The organism is Flavobacterium ustbae (assembly GCF_003946915.1).
In the GTDB taxonomy this organism is placed as follows: Bacteria; Bacteroidota; Bacteroidia; order Flavobacteriales; family Flavobacteriaceae; genus Flavobacterium; species Flavobacterium ustbae.
In genome coordinates, this window is record NZ_RPOC01000001.1 from 206,370 (window position 1) to 223,549 (window position 17,180).

The 17,180-nt window shown below is 33.6% G+C and carries 16 protein-coding genes; 7 read left to right on the forward strand and 9 right to left on the reverse strand.

What is annotated here, in order from left to right; all coding sequences use genetic code 11:
• Window position 1 precedes the first annotated feature (1 nt).
• Both EG814_RS00945 and EG814_RS00950 read left to right on the forward strand, forming a co-directional pair.
• Complete coding sequence (locus tag EG814_RS00945) at window positions 2-358, forward strand: roadblock/LC7 domain-containing protein (RefSeq protein ID WP_091494460.1); 357 nt, start codon at window positions 2-4, stop codon at window positions 356-358.
• Between the two features lie 31 nt (window positions 359-389).
• A complete protein-coding gene (locus EG814_RS00950) occupies window positions 390-770 on the forward strand; it encodes a hypothetical protein (protein WP_125717991.1) in 381 nt (126 codons plus the stop codon).
• Window positions 771-1,024: 254 nt separating this feature from the next.
• On the opposite strand, the gene EG814_RS00955 is transcribed toward EG814_RS00950, so the two are convergent.
• From EG814_RS00955 to gdhA, 5 genes are all read right to left on the reverse strand, one after another.
• Window positions 1,025-1,405 carry a TraR/DksA family transcriptional regulator gene (locus tag EG814_RS00955; protein ID WP_012022792.1) on the reverse strand — a complete coding sequence of 127 codons (381 nt, stop codon included), beginning with the start codon at window positions 1,403-1,405 and terminating at the stop codon, window positions 1,025-1,027.
• A gap of 12 nt (window positions 1,406-1,417) precedes the next feature.
• A complete protein-coding gene (gene ileS, locus EG814_RS00960) occupies window positions 1,418-4,819 on the reverse strand; it encodes an isoleucine--tRNA ligase (protein WP_125717993.1) in 3,402 nt (1,133 codons plus the stop codon).
• A 130-nt stretch (window positions 4,820-4,949) separates the two neighbouring features.
• The gene (gene recO, locus EG814_RS00965; protein ID WP_125717995.1) at window positions 4,950-5,663 is read right to left on the reverse strand and encodes a DNA repair protein RecO; all 714 of its coding nucleotides are present in this window, start codon (window positions 5,661-5,663) and stop codon (window positions 4,950-4,952) included.
• Between the two features lie 72 nt (window positions 5,664-5,735).
• Window positions 5,736-8,018 (reverse strand): type IX secretion system anionic LPS delivery protein PorZ, encoded by a 2,283-nt coding sequence (gene porZ / locus EG814_RS00970; protein ID WP_125719067.1) that lies wholly within the window; start codon window positions 8,016-8,018, stop codon window positions 5,736-5,738.
• Between the two features lie 123 nt (window positions 8,019-8,141).
• The gene (gene gdhA, locus EG814_RS00975; RefSeq protein ID WP_125717997.1) at window positions 8,142-9,485 is read right to left on the reverse strand and encodes an NADP-specific glutamate dehydrogenase; all 1,344 of its coding nucleotides are present in this window, start codon (window positions 9,483-9,485) and stop codon (window positions 8,142-8,144) included.
• 326 nt (window positions 9,486-9,811) lie between these two features.
• Between gdhA and EG814_RS00980 the strand changes: the two genes are divergently transcribed.
• On the forward strand, window positions 9,812-10,603 hold the full coding sequence (locus tag EG814_RS00980; protein WP_125717999.1) for a THC0290_0291 family protein: 792 nt from the start codon (window positions 9,812-9,814) through the stop codon (window positions 10,601-10,603).
• Window positions 10,604-10,688: 85 nt separating this feature from the next.
• Here the strand turns inward: EG814_RS00980 and EG814_RS00985 are convergent, their stop codons facing one another.
• Entirely contained in the window at window positions 10,689-11,831 is a 1,143-nt protein-coding gene (locus tag EG814_RS00985; protein WP_125718001.1) for a cystathionine gamma-synthase, read from the reverse strand.
• 167 nt (window positions 11,832-11,998) lie between these two features.
• Between EG814_RS00985 and EG814_RS00990 the strand changes: the two genes are divergently transcribed.
• The 4 genes from EG814_RS00990 (at window position 11,999) to EG814_RS01000 (ending at window position 13,601) form a co-directional block, all read left to right on the forward strand.
• Window positions 11,999-12,742 carry a DUF3298 and DUF4163 domain-containing protein gene (locus tag EG814_RS00990; protein WP_125718003.1) on the forward strand — a complete coding sequence of 248 codons (744 nt, stop codon included), beginning with the start codon at window positions 11,999-12,001 and terminating at the stop codon, window positions 12,740-12,742.
• A gap of 64 nt (window positions 12,743-12,806) precedes the next feature.
• Entirely contained in the window at window positions 12,807-13,055 is a 249-nt protein-coding gene (locus tag EG814_RS00995) for a DUF6932 family protein (RefSeq protein WP_125718005.1), read from the forward strand.
• Window positions 13,056-13,063: 8 nt separating this feature from the next.
• Window positions 13,064-13,282 (forward strand): DUF6932 family protein, encoded by a 219-nt coding sequence (locus EG814_RS21325; RefSeq protein ID WP_394343505.1) that lies wholly within the window; start codon window positions 13,064-13,066, stop codon window positions 13,280-13,282.
• A 10-nt stretch (window positions 13,283-13,292) separates the two neighbouring features.
• Entirely contained in the window at window positions 13,293-13,601 is a 309-nt protein-coding gene (locus tag EG814_RS01000; protein ID WP_125718007.1) for a hypothetical protein, read from the forward strand.
• 69 nt (window positions 13,602-13,670) lie between these two features.
• Here EG814_RS01000 and EG814_RS01005 read toward each other — a convergent pair whose 3' ends face one another.
• From EG814_RS01005 to EG814_RS01015, 3 genes are all read right to left on the reverse strand, one after another.
• Entirely contained in the window at window positions 13,671-14,816 is a 1,146-nt protein-coding gene (locus tag EG814_RS01005; RefSeq protein ID WP_125718009.1) for an ATP-binding protein, read from the reverse strand.
• Between the two features lie 229 nt (window positions 14,817-15,045).
• Window positions 15,046-15,801, reverse strand: coding sequence for an SDR family NAD(P)-dependent oxidoreductase (locus tag EG814_RS01010; protein ID WP_125718010.1), 756 nt, complete (start codon window positions 15,799-15,801; stop codon window positions 15,046-15,048).
• Between the two features lie 330 nt (window positions 15,802-16,131).
• The gene (locus EG814_RS01015) at window positions 16,132-17,007 is read right to left on the reverse strand and encodes an aldo/keto reductase (protein WP_125718012.1); all 876 of its coding nucleotides are present in this window, start codon (window positions 17,005-17,007) and stop codon (window positions 16,132-16,134) included.
• Window positions 17,008-17,180: the final 173 nt, after the last annotated feature.

Genomic DNA, 17,180 nt, shown 5'->3' on the forward strand with positions numbered 1-17,180 from the left:
CATGAATGAAATCACAACTACTCTTAATGACTTTCTTGTCAGCACAAAATCTACTGCTGCTTTAATTTTAAATGGAAAAGGCAAACTAATCACCTCACTTAACCTCGATTACGGAGACAGTATTGCCGCAATGAGCGCAGCAATTTTATCAATGAGCGAAAAATTCTTAATTGATTTAGAAAAAGGCTCATTAAAACAATTATATCTCAAAAGCGCTGAAGGCGTTATTGTGGGAAACAAAATAAGCGGCTCTAATTTTATTGTTGCTTTTTCTAAAGAAGGAAGCAATCTTGCCTTATTGATGCGCTCTACTGAAGAAGTTTCTGCCGAATTAAGTAAAAATTCTTTATTAAAATAAAAATTCTATTAACAAATAACCCAAATAAACTATGAGCAATGACTTTTTAAACGTGTTTTTAAATGAAATGAAAACTAACGTAAACGGCTTTATCGCTGTAGCGGTAACAGAAATTGAATCTGGATTAAGTTTCGGAAATTTAACTGTTGACCCAGGTTTTGACCCAGAACTTGCCGCAGCTTATAACTTAGAAGTAGTAAAAGCCAAATTGAGTGCCGTAAAAGCCTTAGGTTTAAATCAAGACATTGAAGATATTTTGATTACGCTTTCTAATCAAATTCACATTATTGACATTTCTCCAAACAAAAAATTTATGATCTATCTGGCCGCTGATGCTTCAAAAGCTAATTTAGGTATGACTAGAGCTATTTTAAGAAAACATAAAGCTGAAGTTGAAAAAAACCTAGCTTAATTTCTTAATTTAAATTCACCATAAACCGTCTTCTTTAAGACGGTTTTTTTTATTCAAAAAGCAAAAAATAGGTAGTATATAAAATCAAAATTGATTCTTACAAAATTTATAATCTCCATTTAATTTTAACTTGATTAATCATAAATAATTTCTTTCAAAGAAACAATTTAGCAGTAAACATGCTCATAGTTAAACATTAAACAAAAAAAACACCCCTTAAAGGAGTGTTTTTTCTCACGTATTTCTACGCTTATTTATCGTTGCAAATTTTTAGCTTCGATACTCATTGTTGCATGAGGAACGATTTTAAGCCTTTCTTTGCTAATTAATTTACCTGTTACCTTGCAAATACCATATGTTTTATTTTCAACACGGAATAAAGCGTTTTTTAAGTCACGAATAAACTTCTCTTGACGAATTGCCAATTGAGAGTTTGCTTCTTTCGACATCGTTTCGCTTCCTTCTTCAAAAGCTTTGAAAGTTGGAGACGTATCGTCGGTTCCGTTATTTAAATCGTTCATATAGGCACTTTTGATCAAATCAAGATCTTCTTGTGCTTTTTTTATTTTTGCCTGGATTATCTCTTTGAACTCTGCTAAATCTGCATCAGAGTATCTTGTAATTTCATCTATCATGGTATTTATACTTTATTTTGAAATTAATATCACTGTTTTAATATCATCAAACTCAATTTCTGTGCCGTTTTCTAGTTCGTCTACAAAAACCAAATCTTCAGTTAATGTTTCTGACTTAATATAGTCTTCGTTTTTTGAAACTGCCTCTTCTAAAAGGCCGTTCCTTTTAAGTTGAACTTTAATTTTATCTGTAACCTCAAATCCGGAATCTTTACGGATATTCTGAATTCTGTTTACTAATTCTCTCGCAATTCCTTCGTTTTTCAATTCTTCGTTAATTGTAATATCTAACGCAACAGTAATTCCGTTTGAATTTGCAACCAACCAGCCTTCGATATCCTGCGATGTTATTTCGACGTCTTCTAAGGATAAAGTTACATTATTTCCAGAAATAACAATATCTAGCGTTCCCTGCTTATCCAACTGATTGATTTGTTCTGCAGAAAAACCTTGTATTTCCTTAGAAATCAAGCCCATATCTTTACCAAAACGTGGTCCAAGCGCCTTAAAATTAGGTTTAATTTGTTTTACCAAAATACCAGAAGCATCGTCTAAAAGTTCGATTTCTTTAACGTTAACCTCAGCTTTTACAAGGTCAGAAATTGCTTCGATTTCAGCACGCTGATTCTCGTCAAGTACCGGTATCATTACCTTTTGCAGAGGTTGACGCACTTTTATCATTTCCTTTTTACGAAGTGATAAAACCAAAGATGAGATGGTTTGCGCCTTCTGCATTTTGCTTTCCAACGTTTTATTAACAAAGTTTTCGACAAATTTTGGGAATTCAGCCAAGTGAACACTAGCAAAATCCTCGGTTCCCGTCGAAGCTGTTAAATCACGGTACAATTTATCCATAAAAAACGGAGCGACCGGAGCACTTAATTTACTGATTGTAAGCAAACAAGTATAAAGCGTTTGGTAAGCAGCAATTTTATCTTTTGCGTATTCTCCTTTCCAAAAACGACGACGGCATAAACGAACATACCAGTTACTCAAATTCTCTTGAACGAAGTCAGAAATAGCTCTTGTTGCTTTTGTAGGCTCATAATCTTCGTAACACTCATCAACAAATTTGATTAATGAATGTAATTCAGAAATAATCCACTGGTCGATTTCTGGTCTTTCGTTTAACGGAATTTCAGCCTCAGCATACTTAAATCCGTCAATGTTTGCATATAACGAGAAGAACGAATACGTATTGTATAGTGTTCCAAAGAACTTACGGCGAACCTCAGCTATTCCTTCGATATCAAATTTCAAGTTATCCCACGGATTTGCATTTGAAATCATATACCAACGTGTAGCATCTGGACCGTATTCTGCAATTGTTTCAAAAGGATCTGTTGCATTACCAAGACGTTTAGACATCTTTTGTCCGTTTTTATCCAAAACAAGACCATTAGAAACAACATTTTTATAGGCAACTTTATCAAAAACCAAAGTTCCGATTGCGTGTAAAGTGTAAAACCATCCACGCGTCTGGTCTACTCCTTCAGCAATAAAATTGGCTGGAAAATCTTTGTTTTCGTCAATTTTATCTTTGTTTTCAAAAGGATAATGCCATTGTGCATAAGGCATTGCTCCAGAATCAAACCAAACGTCGATCAAATCACTTTCGCGTTTCATTGGCTTTCCTGAAGCCGAAACTAAAGTAATTTCATCAACAACATTTTTGTGCAGGTCGATTAAATCATAATTAGACTCTGACATGTTTCCGATTTCGAAACCTTTAAATGGGTTTTCTTTCTGGAAACCAGCTTCAATCGATTTTTCGATTGCATTGTATAATTCTTCAACAGAACCAATCAGAACTTCTTCTTTTTTGTCTTCAGTTCTCCAGATTGGCAACGGAATTCCCCAATATCTAGAACGAGATAAGTTCCAGTCGTTGGCATTTTTAAGCCAGTTTCCAAAACGTCCTTCACCAGTAGATTTAGGTTTCCAGTTGATAGTTTCGTTCAGGTCGAACATTCTATCTTTTACATCGGTTACTTTAATAAACCATGAATCTAGGGGATAATACAGCAACGGCTCATCTGTTCTCCAACTATGCGGATAACTGTGCACGTATTTTTCAACCTTAAAGGCTTTATTTTCTTCTTTTAAACGAATAGCGATCTCAACATCTACAGATTTCTCTGGAGCTTGTCCTGCATCGTAATATTCGTTCTTAACATATTTACCGGCTAAATCTCCTAAATGAGACGTAAATTTTCCTTGTAAATCTACTAAAGGCACTGCATTTCCATCTTCGTCCAAAACCAACATTGGCGGCACTTCTGGCTTTGCTTCTTTTGCTACTTTAGCATCGTCTGCACCAAAAGTCGGCGCTGTATGCACAATTCCTGTTCCGTCTTCTGTAGTTACGAAATCTCCTGAAATTACTCTAAAGGCATTTTCAGCATTTTCATAAGGCAATACGTAAGGCAGTAATTGCTCGTAACGGATTTCTACTAAATCTGCTCCTTTTGCTTCGGTTAAGATTTTGTATGGAAGTTTTTTGTCGCCATTTTTCACATTGTCAAAATCAGCGTCGTCTTCACTTAAGAAAAATCCTTTTCCGAATTGTTTTCCAACTAAATTTTTAGCCAAAACCACATTGATTGGCTCAAAAGTATATTGATTGAAAGTTTTTACTAAAACATAATCGATTTTTGGCCCAACTGTCAAAGCAGTATTTGAAGGCAATGTCCAAGGCGTTGTCGTCCAGGCTAAAATGTGGATATCTCCAAAACCTTGCAAGAATGAAGGTAAAGTTTCAGGAAGCGTTTTAAACTGCGCTACAATTGTAGTATCCGTTACATCACGGTAAGCTCCCGGCTGATTTACTTCGTGAGAAGACAATCCTGTTCCTGCTTTTGGAGAATACGGCTGAATCGTGTATCCTTTGTACAACAAACCTTTATCATAAATTTGTTTCAAAAGCCACCAAACAGATTCCATATATTTTGGTTTATAAGTCACATACGGATCTTCCATATCTACCCAATACCCCATTTTTTCAGTCAAATCGTTCCATACGTCTGTATAACGCATAACGGTTTTTTTACACGCTTCGTTATATTCTTCGATAGAAATTGTTTTACCAATATCTTCTTTTGTAATTCCTAATTCTTTTTCGGTACCCAATTCTACAGGCAAACCGTGAGTATCCCATCCGGCTTTTCTTTTTACCTGAAAACCTTTTTGAGTTTTATATCTGCAAAAAATATCTTTAATCGCACGTGCCATTACGTGGTGAATTCCTGGTAATCCGTTTGCTGAAGGCGGACCTTCAAAAAATACGTAAGGTTCAGCACCTTCGCGAGTTGTTACACTCTTTTCAAATATATTTTCTTTCTTCCAAAAATCAAGAACTTCAGACGCTACCGTTGGTAAGTCAAGTCCTTTGTATTCAGTAAATTTTGTACTCATTTTATCCTTTTCTTAAACGAGGTGCGAAAGTAAGGAATTTTGAGGAAAATAGATAAAAGATGACAGAAAAAAGACCGATTTCAGGAAATTTCGAGTAGATTCCGCAATATTTTTTTGCTTTTAGATGTCTTTAAGAGAAAACTTCTTTTAAAATCTCTAAAGATTTAGGTTTTTTGAATCCTTCGAGATGCAGACTATAATAATCAATTAAAATTCTAAGAAGAATTTGTCTTTCTACAACATGAAAAATTTTCTGATCATTGTCAAATTTTAGATCAAGCAATTTTTTAAACAAGTTTGTTTCATGTTCTGATAATACATTCCCTTTTTGAAAAAGGGTAAAAACCCCTTCATTTATTTCAAAAAAAGGCAAATCAATTTCCGAAACATCAGGATAAAACCCAAGATATTTGGTTATTTCTAAAAGCAAAATAAGGTGAAAATTTGAAATTTCATCATGATGATCGAGCCATGTTAATGCCGTTTCTAAAAACAAAAAAAGCTGTTCATTTTTTTCTTCTTCCTGAATGGAATAATGCAACATTTCTGAAAGAAACATAACCATCGTACTTTTTACAATATCGGTATGAATACTCTGAAACGGAACTGCACTTTTTATTTCTTTAAAATTTTCTAAAGTGCCTTTGTTTTTATGAACCGCTTCTATTTCTAAAATTGAAAAAGGCTGAAAATATGCAATCTTCTGACTTGCCTTTCTGCTAGAAAAAGCATCGCGCACAAAATAAGATTTCAGTCCGCTAGAAAGTGTAAAGCATTTTACAATCAAGCTTTTTTCCTGAAATTTTAGAGACGAAATTACTATGGCTTTGGTTTTGACGAGCACTTTTTTTTGTTTTTTTGTTTCAGGTTTCAGGTTTCAAGTTTCAGGTTTTTACTAAAAACTGAACACTGATGACTACCGAATTATCATCACTTTTTTTACTTTGGTTTCTCCTCCGTCTTCTGCCGAAATAAAAACCATATAAACTCCAGAAGCTACTTTGTATTTACCAAAAGCGGTTGTATCCCATTCAATTGTTCCTCCAGAAGAAGTTATTTCGTAGACTAAATTTCCTTCAATGTCTGTAATTTTTACATTGGCTTTATCAATCAATCCCGCAACTTTAACGGTTCCAGAGTATGTTGGGCGCACTGGATTTGGATAAACATATACATGGCTTAAATCATCATTTGCTTCTGTTGCAATTCCATTAAAAGAAACTAATCCTTTATTGGTTGCAATAAAAACTTCGCCTGTTTTGGCATTTATTTTAATATCGTTTATGTAATTGCTTGGCAATGGCGAATTATTTATGGTAAAATGATATTTAGTTTCCTGTCCATTTGGCGAAACCATGAAAACTCCAGAATCTGCTGTTCCGATCCATTTATTGTTTGCGCCATCTACTGCTATAGAAGTAACAAACTGCTCATACAATAATTCTTGAGCCAAATCGTCTTCTGTAATGATAATAGGATTTGCTTTTAGCTGACTTTCTGATTGAAAACTCGAAACATTGGACAACACTCTCAAGCCTTTTGTTGTACCAATCCAAAGCTGATTTTTTGTATCTAAAGCTATTGTTCTAACATCAGCAATTGGCAAATTACCCGCATCTGCCCCAATAGTCATTTTTTTGAATGCATTAGTTGTTTCATTAAACCCAACAACTCCATTTTTATAAGTTCCAATCCATTTTACGTTATTTCGATCTACCGCAATACTTGAATAGTTCTCTTCTTCTGCGTTATCCAAAATCGATGTCATTGCATAACTTCCCCATTGTCCATTGGTTTTCAAAACTTTTAATCCGTTTTTAATACGGCTGTTTGTTACCCACAGATTTCCTGTTTTATCAAAAACTGTTGCATTGATACGAACATCGATGTAATTTGGACCTTCAGTTGTAATGGATTCTAAACCGCTGTTTTTTTCATTATATAATGAACTAGGCAAATCATTTTCAATTTTTAATAATCCTGAGAAGAAAGAACTTGCGTAAACCTGTTTTTCGTTGTTCGGATTCACTAAAACTCTTGTAATTGATTTTGCATCGTAAACTTCGGAGTAAGGAATATTCAGCCATCCTGACGCATTATAACTGCTAATTCCATAATTATCTAACGGATAAGGATTATAAGTAACATCGTAATCTCCGTAAACTGTCCATAAAACACTCGAACCTGCATCAATAGCAAAAATATTGTTTCGAACAGGGCCGCTAGGTGTTGTATTTTCAAAAACAGTAGCATTATTCAAATCAGAAAAAAACATTCCTTTTTCTTTTGTTCCGATAAAAATCTGATTCCCAACAGCGGTTGCGCAACTAAAATTCAAGGTATTATCTAAAACCTGAGAATTTGCAATTTGCCGATTCAATACCATTTGATTATTATATACATAAACGGTATTGGCAGTGGTAACAAATAAATTATGATTTTTTGCCCTCATATCGACAGCGGCTTGAGGCAATTGAAGAAAACCTACAAAGTTATTTGAATTAAATCTATGAATATACCCCGAGGTATTTACTGCAATAAGTTCTGTATCCAATGCTTCAACACTAGACCAATCTCCTCCATTTACAATTGACCATTGCTTATAATCTATAAGATTTGTGTTGGCGCTGTCAGCTTTTCTAATACCGCTTGATGTTGCTGCAAAAATAAAACCATTAAACCAGGTAGTTTGTTTTACACTAATCTCTGCACCATTATCACCAATAAAATAAGTATCTCCAAATTGCGAGGTTTTAAGATTGAACTGAACAATTCCGAAATCGCAAGAAACATATATCAATCCATTATTTTCCATAAAATGATTGATCTTTTTAGTATTTGCCGGCAGTTGTTTGTTAATGATATCCACCACTTTTAAAATACTTCCGTCAGCATCATTAACCAAAATCATCAAACCATTTTCGTATCCGATTATTGTTTTTTTGAAAGCTTCACTATAATAAACTGCAGAAATTGTCTGACCTGATAGGCCATCAACTGTAGTGGTCGATTTTAGAATATTTGTTGAAGCATTTCTTGAAAACAAAGCATTTTCTGAAGCCGCAAAAACAGTAGTAGCCGATTCTGAAACGTCTTTTATTTCATTAAATGAAAAATATCCCTGCCAAGAGAGTTTGCTTTGCGCCTCGCAAAACTGAATGAGTAGTAAAAAGAAACCGCAGAAAAATATTTTTTTCATCATTTAATGTATTCGAATAGACAAATATAGTACAAACGAGATTTCATTTAATTTTTAGTCCAAATAAAATACCCTCGATATCTTAAAGATAACGAGGGCATTTCCAATTATTGTAATTAAATCTTAAACTACACCTTGTGCAAGCATAGCATCGGCAACTTTTACAAATCCGGCAATGTTTGCTCCTTTTACGTAGTTCACATATCCGTCTTCTTCTGCACCATATTTTTTACATTGGTTATGAATTCCGATCATGATTTCTTTCAATCTCAAATCTACCTCTTCACTAGTCCAGTTTAAACGGATTGAGTTTTGAGTCATTTCTAATCCAGACGCCGCAACACCTCCAGCATTTGCAGCTTTGCCTGGTGCGAACAATACTTTATTATCTAAGAAAAGTTTAATAGCTTCTAGTGTAGAAGGCATGTTAGCCGCTTCAGTCACACATAAAACGCCATTATCAATTAACTTCTGAGCATCTTCTCCGTTCAACTCGTTTTGAGTAGCACATGGAATTGCGATGTCTACTTTTACTTCCCATGGGCTTTTTCCTTTGTGGAAAACAGCATTTGGATACTTCTCTAAGTATCTTTCTGCTTTATTGTCACCCGTTGCTCTCATTTCGAGCATATGGTCAATTTTTTCTCCAGAAATACCTTCTTCATCGTAGATATAACCGTCAGGACCAGAAATAGTAACTACTTTTCCGCCTAACTCATTTACTTTTAGCGCCACTCCCCAAGCTACATTTCCGAAACCAGAAATTGCAACTCTTTTTCCTTTAATTTCGTGGCCAATTGTACGAAGCATTTGGTCTGTAAAGTAAACTACTCCATATCCTGTAGCTTCTGGTCTAATTAATGAACCTCCGTAAGCCAAACCTTTTCCAGTTAAAACTCCAGTAAATTCATTTCTAATTCTTTTGTATTGTCCAAATAAGTAACCAATTTCTCTTGCTCCAACACCAATATCTCCAGCAGGAACGTCAAGATCTGGGCCAATATGACGGCATAACTCTGTCATGAATGACTGGCAGAAACGCATAATTTCACCATCAGATTTTCCTTCTGGATCAAAGTCAGAACCTCCTTTTCCACCTCCCATCGGAAGTGTAGTCAAACTATTTTTGAATACTTGTTCGAAAGCCAAAAATTTCAAAACAGATAAATTCACAGAATGATGAAATCTGATTCCTCCTTTGTAAGGTCCGATTGCAGAATTCATTTGAATTCTGAAACCTCTATTCACGATGATTTCACCTTTATCATCTACCCACGGAACTCTAAAAATGATAGAACGTTCCGGTTCTGCAATTCTCAGAAGTATATTCTTACCATCATACTTTTTACGCTCAGATATAAAGGGAATTACAGTTTCTGCAAATTCTCTAACTGCTTGAAGAAATTCTGGCTCATTTGGATTTTTTGACTCAACCAGAGCCATAAATTCATTTATTTTTTGTTCCATCTTTGAAATAAATTTTTCAGATAATTTAGATTTAATCTTTACTCTTATAAAAATAAGAAATTCTATTTAAGAAAACGTTTTCGTTTTAACAGACAAAGATATATCAAATAATGATTCGATGTTATAATTTTCACTTTTTCGAAACGATTTGTGTTTTTTTCAAACATTACAAAAAAAGACATTTTACATGTAGGTGTTTACATGCAAAAGACCTTTTAAAAGTTAGTAAATTAAGTATTTTGCTACTTATTTTTCAATACAACAATTTAATATTTTGAATCGAGTATGTTTTTTATATATTTGCCATGATTTGTAAGCCCTAAAAAATGTCTAAACCCCTATTTATCACATTGCTTGCCTTGTTCGGTATATCTACTGCCGTATCTTCACAAGGATTAGCTCAAGAAATCGGAATCTATGCCGGACCAGTTACTTTACAGTCTGATTTTGGCGAAAGAAACAACTTCGATACCAATGTAGGAAACACCGGTTTTGGTGTCGGAATCATGCACTTTATTAACTTTTCTTCTAATAATAATAGAGAAAGCTTTTTTACAGAGCATTTTAAAGTTAGAACAGATCTTTCTTATAGCAAAACCACTTTAAAACATTTTGGACAATGGGTAGAAAACAAGCCTAACGGATTATTTGCCCAGCAATTAAAAAATATGCACGCCAGTTCTAGTGTATTAGGTTTAGGAGCTCAACTAGAATTTTCTCCCTTTATGAAAATTCACGATTATGAAAACACAATTGGTAGCTTCAGTCCGTACGGGAGTTTAGGTTTTCAAGTCAATTATTATTCAACAAAAATTGGATCTCATTTAGGCGACATTACATTACCCGGAATTACTCCAGGAAAATACTTAACTCCATCTGATGGACGTGCACATGGATTTTCTACAGAAACTGGTATAGCTTTGTCTGCAACAGCTGCTGTCGGAGTTCATTACAAACTAACAGAAATGAGCGATTTAATGTTTGAAACTCGTTTTCAGATGTATAACTCTGACTGGATTGACGGATTAAATCCTAATAAGGACATTTACAAAGAAAACAAATCTAACGATTGGCAGGTTTGGTTTAACTTTGGATATATCTACTATTTAGAATTCTAGAAATATTTCAAATTCCAAAATACAAAATCCCAAATTCCAAGATTAAAAATGGAATTTGGGATTTTGTATTTCGAAATTTCTTTCGTTAAGAAAGCGCCTGTTCTAAATCTGCAATTAAATCTTCTGCATCTTCAATACCAACACTTAATCGAACCAAATCATCGGTAATACCAACTTCGGCTCTTTTATCTGCAGGAATAGAAGCATGTGTCATTAAAGCTGGATGATTCGCTAACGATTCTACTCCGCCCAAAGATTCTGCCAATGTAAATACTTTCAGTTTCTCTAAAAACGCGATAGAATCTTCTTTCTTTCCCGATTTAAAATCAAAAGAAACCATTCCGCCAAAAGCTTTCATTTGCTTTTTGGCTATTTCATGAAACGGGTGATTCTCTAAACCTGGATAATAAACCGTTTTAATTTTAGGATGTTTACTCAAATATTCAACCACTTTTTCTCCATTCTCGCAATGTCTCTGAACTCTTAAAGCCAAAGTTTTGATTCCTCTTAAAACCAAAAAACTATCCATTGGACCAAGCGTTGCGCCTGTCGCAAATTGCTGAAAGTGCAATTGCTCTCCAAGTGCTGCATCTTTTACGATTAATGCTCCTGCAATAACATCTGAGTGTCCTCCTAAATATTTTGTTGCCGAATGCATTACAATATCTGCTCCTAAATCTAATGGTTTCTGTAAATAAGGCGTTGCAAAAGTATTATCAACTGCAAGAAGAATTTTTTTCTCCTTTGTAATTTTTGCTATTTGCTGAATATCTGCCAATTTCATTAGCGGATTTGTCGGCGTTTCTACCCAGATTAACTTCGTATTTTCGTTGATTAGGCTTTTCAATTTTTCGACATTTGTCATATCAACAAAGTGAAATAGAATTCCAGAATCTTTATAAACACGAGAAAACATTCTATATGTTCCGCCATATAAATCATCCATTGCAATGATTTCGTCTCCAGCTTTAAACGATCTTAAAACGCAATCTGTAGCGGCAAGACCAGATGAAAATGCCAGTCCGCGAGTTCCGTTTTCAATGCTTGCCAAGGCCTCTTCCAAAGCGGTACGAGTAGGATTAGAAGCTCTACTATATTCATAATCTGCCAGAGGTTTTCCTGGACTTGTTTGTACAAATGTCGATGTTTGATACACCGGTGGCATAACCGCCCCAGTAGACGGATCATGATGCTGTCCTCCGTGTATAACTTTGGTATTGAATTTCATATAAATAAAATTTATTTTAAATATTTCTTCTCAACAAATTTGTTGATATTCGCGATTTTTTTGATTTATGTTTTAAAAATCGTAATTTTAGAATACAAATTTACCTTTTAATTTAATTTGTTATAGCTCCACTTCTTTTTCTTTTTATATAATTAACATTTCGTGACATGAAACAATATCCATTTTATATCTTTTTACTGCTTTTATTTTCGGGCTGCAATAAAGAACTTTCATTTGAAAAAGAGACCTTTGAAGAAAAATCAAATCTTCCATGCGAGAAAGATTGCCCTGTAATTACCATGGAGATTCCGATTGCAAAAAAACAGAAAATAGTCGCCGACAGTATTAATAAAAAGGTTTTTAATGTAATTAAAGAGATTGTCTTTTTTGGTGAAGATTCAACAAAGGTTAACGATTATCAGTCATTGTCAAAATCTTTTATTTCTTCTTATGAAGAAATGCACGAGAAATTTCCTGAAGATACCTTTGGTTGGGAAGCTAAAATAATTGGAAATGTAGAATTTCAATCAGAACAGATTTTAAATCTAAAAATAGATCATTATACTTTTACCGGAGGCGCCCACGGATATCAAGGCTATCGCTCTTTATTATTTGATCGAAAAACTGGAAAAACGATCTTCAATAAACAGTTATTTAAAAACGAAAAAGAATTTAAGGCTTTCGCCGAAAAGGCATTCAGAACCAAATACAAAATTCCTGAAAAAGCAAATATTAATGCCACAGGCTTAATGTTTGAAAATGATAAATTTCAACTGCCTCAAAACATTTTCTATACTTCAGACGGTTTACTTTTATTTTACAATTCTTATGAAGCCGCATCTTATGCAGATGGCCCAAAAGAGCTTTTGTTTTCGTATGAGGAAGTAAAGAAATATTTGAATTTTGAATAATAAAAAAAGAAAGAAATTTCTTAAATATAAAATTATCTGTACATTTGAAATTTAATATTTATCTATGTTAACTTTCAATAATTCAGGTTTACTTGTACCAGATAACAAGATTAGTTCCACCTTTGAAGAGTTTAAAAATGAATTTGTAATAAAAACATCTTCTGAAAAAAGAGTGGAAATTTTCAATGCATATATTAAATATAATGAAGATTTTAAAAAAGTATGTAACTTACAAGAATTACATCAATGGATAAATGGTTCTTTTGTAACTAAAAAAAATAATCCAGGCGATATAGATTTCATTACATTTTAGACTATGAATTGGTAGATAAATTAGGATCAAAGTTAGATGATTTTAAATACCCGAACTCAGAAATTCTTTATGGTGTCGACGCCTATATAATTGAAGTTTATCCCCAAGGCCATAAACATAATATTAGATTTTTGAGTGATAAAGCTTATTGGCTTGATCGATTTACAAAAACAAGAAGAATAAGAGGAAATAAGTTATCAAAGGGCTTTTTAGAAATAAATTTTTAATTCTTATCAAATGAAAGACAATAAATTATATCACATTTTAGATCTAATTGAAGAAATAGATAAGGTTGATAAAATGATTCTTATACACAAAGATTCTGATTCTACATTAATGCTCGATCAATATAAAAATCAGAAACTAAAACTAAGCAACTATTTAGTAAAAGAGCTTCTAATTAATAGTGACAATAGAGCTGAAGTCATGTATATCATAAAAATTTTTATAGAAAAGTTCTATGTAAACGAAATGCGTCATTTACATTTTGAAGAAAATGACAACCTTAAAAAAATTGAAAACGTTTTTATAGAAAACTACAGCTAAGACAAACTACAGTGTGTCTCTACAGAAAACCTCTGTAACTTTGTTTCTTTGAATCTTTGAGACTTTGCCTTACTGCACATCATATTTCATTTTACGCAATATTCGCAAAGCCTCTTTAAAAGAAGAATAAATATTTTTATATGGCTTTAAAAATAATTTGGCATCTATTAATTTCTGTCTTGCATCTTCAAAACCATTCAAATAACAAATCATAAAAGTAGAAGGAAGATTTTCTAGATCTTTCATTTCACGATCAGACAATGCAATTTCTTTTTGAAGTTTTGCCAGCAGAGCCATATTGGAGTTATAAATATGGTACAGCATTTTTCGGTTAAATTCTGGCGGTTGAAAAAGCATCTGCCGATCAATCTTATAATATCCATTATCAAAAAAGTGAATCGTTTGTTCTTCTAACGGATAATAACTTGTTTTATCATTTAATCCTAAAGGAACATATTCTGTAATAGTAAAAGTATCATCATTAAATTCGATCGTAACAACATCTTGCGCCGAATAAAATAGCTTGATTTGTTCATTAATCAATTCGATATCTACTCGAGACAAGAAGGTTTTATCTCTCATTGTTTTGGGGACACCCGCCCAGCAAATCACAAATAATTCTTTAAAAACACGATATTTCGGAGACATATCTTTATGTCTGAAATTCATAAAATCGATCACGCCATCAAGAGTATACTGAATACTGTTTCTGGAACTATTTTCAATTCCGATTACCGTTTCGGTATTTTGGTAATTTTTCTCAACTTCCTCGTGTTCTTCTAACGGAATTGAATTACTGCCGCGCCTCACAAAAACGCTATTGGCAAGAATCGTATGAATTCCTTTTTTAAAATAAGAGATCTTGTTTTTAGGCTTGATAGTAACCAAACCGATTACTTTGTCTTTTGGAAGATTAGGAAAAGGAACATTTTCGTATTGAATTTTCGGTGGATTTTCTAGAAAAGCATTGACCAGATTCTGAATTCGGCTGTCGTCAAAAAAGTCATCGCCGACAATTTCGTTATCCTGATCTTCTACTCCAACAACGATATAAGAATTATTATTTGGGTTGGAATTGGATAAAGCGCAAATGTGTTTTAAGAATTTGCCTTTTCCTTCTCTCGAATGAAGATTCAACTGCCTTTTTTTATCATAAAAACTGCTTTCGTCATTATGAGCGAGTAGATTTTTAATTAAAAGGCGTTTATTGATCATTCTCTTTTTTTTTGTTTGCCACTAAGTACACTAATTCCACAAATTTTATTTTTTAAAACACATAGAATCATAGATTGTTGAAATCTATAAAAAGGCGTTTCACTTATCACAACAAACATAGTCCCGAAGCATCGGGATGAATTCATGCTAAATGAAATGCCTTTCAACACAAAGAAAATCTATGTTTCTATGTGTTTAAAAAACTTTGCGCCTTTGCGTGAAACATCAACTAGACATTCTTCTTGACAATCGTCGAAGAAGCCTGCGCGGTACTCATTACAACCAAATCGGCAATATTTACATGATATGGTCTTGAAACCACAAAATGAATGATATCGGCAATATCTTCTGCTACTAACGGATCAAATCCTTTATAAACATTTGCTGCGCGATCGGCGTCTCCTTTAAAACGTACTTCGCTGAATTCTGTTGCTACCATTCCGGGATGAATTCCTCCGACTCTAATTCCGTACGGATTCAAATCAATTCGCATTCCTGCCGTAATCGCATCAACAGCATGTTTCGAACCGCAATACACGTTTCCATTTGGATATACTTCTTTTGCTGCCGTTGAACCGATATTAATAATATGTCCAGATTGTCTCTCAACCATCTGCGGAATTATCGCTTTTGACACATACAAAAGTCCTTTCACATTAATATCGATCATGGCATCCCAGTCGTCCAAATCTCCATTCTGGATCGGATCTAAACCATGGGCATTTCCTGCATTATTAATCAATACATCTATAACGGAAAAATCTGTTGGTAAAGTACTTATTTTTTCTAAAACATCTTTTTTGTCACGAACATCAAATTGTAAAGAATGAACTTCGGTAAAAGCTGAAAGTTCTTTTTCGAGTTCTTCTAAACGGTCTTTACGTCTTCCGCAAAGCACTATTTTAAAATTATTTTTGGCTAGAATCTGCGCGGTTGCTTTCCCGATTCCGCTCGTTGCTCCAGTAATTAAAGCTGTTTTCTTCATTTTTGAATTATTTTTTTTAACACATAGAGACATAGTTTTCTTTGTGTGCAAAGGCATTTTATTTTGCATTAATTCACATATGTATGTGTAAATGAAACGCTAAAGCCTCCTTTAAGAAACTCAAAAAAATCTATGTTTCTATGTGTTTTATATTTTTTGCCACTCCCGATAGCTATCGGGATAAAGGATTAAAAATGATTTTATAATCTGTGCTAATTCTTTTATCCCGATAGCTATCGGGAGTGGCAAATATTTTTTTCGCTTAAAGCGAAAGATAAGAATCTAGTTTAAACTGACCACTGAAAAACTGATCACTGAACACTTAAAAAATTAAGGCACATCGTCGCCCATACTTTCTGTCCAGATGGCAAACCAATCTTGGGTATCCATATCCAATTCTACAGCTTTCATTAAAGATTGAATTCTAGCAATGTTTACTGTTCCTGCAATCGGAATTATTTTTGCTGGGTGTTTTAAAATCCAAGCCAATAATAGAGTATCAGAACCCAAATGATATTTTTCTACTAATTCAGAAAACAGTTTTTTCAAACGGCGTGTTTTCTTAGTATCTTCTCTAAAAACAGTCCCAAGCGGATTCCATGATAACGGACGAATTCCGTGTGTCTGCATATAATCCAAGCTTCCGTCCAACATAGGTTCGTAATGCGTTGCAGAAAACTGTACTTGATTATAGCTAACTTCTGTTTTACTACGAATTAAATCTGTTTGAGAACTAGTAAAATTTGAAAGACCAAAATCAATAATTTTTCCTTCGCCTTTTAATTTCTCCACTGCTTCTGCAATTTCATCAGCTTGCATTAACGGACTTGGCCTATGTAAAAGAAAAACATCTACGTAGTCTGTTTTCAAGTTTTTCAAAGATTTTTCTACAGACTTAATAATATAGTCTTTAGAATAATCATAATGTTTAACTTTGTTTTCAGGGCGCTTATCAGCAATCAACTGAATACCGCACTTGGTAATTAATTGTAATTTTTCACGATCAATTTTACTTGAGTGAAACGCTTTTCCAAAATCGGCTTCGGTGGTATAATCGCCGTAAATATCGGCGTGATCAAAAGTCGTAATTTTGTTTTCGATACTTACCTGTATCATGTTTTCCATTTCTTTGGTTGTAAGGTTTTTATCCCAAACTCCCCAATTCATAGTGCCCGAAATTATAGGCGATAAGACTGTTTTGCTCATAATAGTTATGCGTTATTTTTGGTAATAAATATGCTTTATAAAAACATATTCATCAAAGTTCTTAAAAATATAAAAATAGATTCACAATTAGTCCTTAAAATTAGGTCATTGGTCGAAGTTTTAACCATTCTTTAACATCTTACTTATCAAAAAATATTCAATTTGCACTCTCA

Bases quoted from the DNA above. Each gene is read 5' to 3' on its own strand.
- EG814_RS00945 (WP_091494460.1), top strand. From the start codon at position 2: ATGAATGAAATCACAACTACTCTTAATGACTTTCTTGTCAGCACAAAA.
- EG814_RS00950 (WP_125717991.1), top strand. From the start codon at position 390: ATGAGCAATGACTTTTTAAACGTGTTTTTAAATGAAATGAAAACTAAC.
- EG814_RS00955 (WP_012022792.1), bottom strand. From the start codon at position 1,405: ATGATAGATGAAATTACAAGATACTCTGATGCAGATTTAGCAGAGTTC.
- ileS (WP_125717993.1), bottom strand. From the start codon at position 4,819: ATGAGTACAAAATTTACTGAATACAAAGGACTTGACTTACCAACGGTA.
- porZ (WP_125719067.1), bottom strand. From the start codon at position 8,018: ATGAAAAAAATATTTTTCTGCGGTTTCTTTTTACTACTCATTCAGTTT.
- gdhA (WP_125717997.1), bottom strand. From the start codon at position 9,485: ATGGAACAAAAAATAAATGAATTTATGGCTCTGGTTGAGTCAAAAAAT.
- EG814_RS00980 (WP_125717999.1), top strand. From the start codon at position 9,812: ATGTCTAAACCCCTATTTATCACATTGCTTGCCTTGTTCGGTATATCT.
- EG814_RS00985 (WP_125718001.1), bottom strand. From the start codon at position 11,831: ATGAAATTCAATACCAAAGTTATACACGGAGGACAGCATCATGATCCG.
- EG814_RS00990 (WP_125718003.1), top strand. From the start codon at position 11,999: ATGAAACAATATCCATTTTATATCTTTTTACTGCTTTTATTTTCGGGC.
- EG814_RS00995 (WP_125718005.1), top strand. From the start codon at position 12,807: ATGTTAACTTTCAATAATTCAGGTTTACTTGTACCAGATAACAAGATT.
- EG814_RS01000 (WP_125718007.1), top strand. From the start codon at position 13,293: ATGAAAGACAATAAATTATATCACATTTTAGATCTAATTGAAGAAATA.
- EG814_RS01005 (WP_125718009.1), bottom strand. From the start codon at position 14,816: ATGATCAATAAACGCCTTTTAATTAAAAATCTACTCGCTCATAATGAC.
- EG814_RS01010 (WP_125718010.1), bottom strand. From the start codon at position 15,801: ATGAAGAAAACAGCTTTAATTACTGGAGCAACGAGCGGAATCGGGAAA.
- EG814_RS01015 (WP_125718012.1), bottom strand. From the start codon at position 17,007: ATGAGCAAAACAGTCTTATCGCCTATAATTTCGGGCACTATGAATTGG.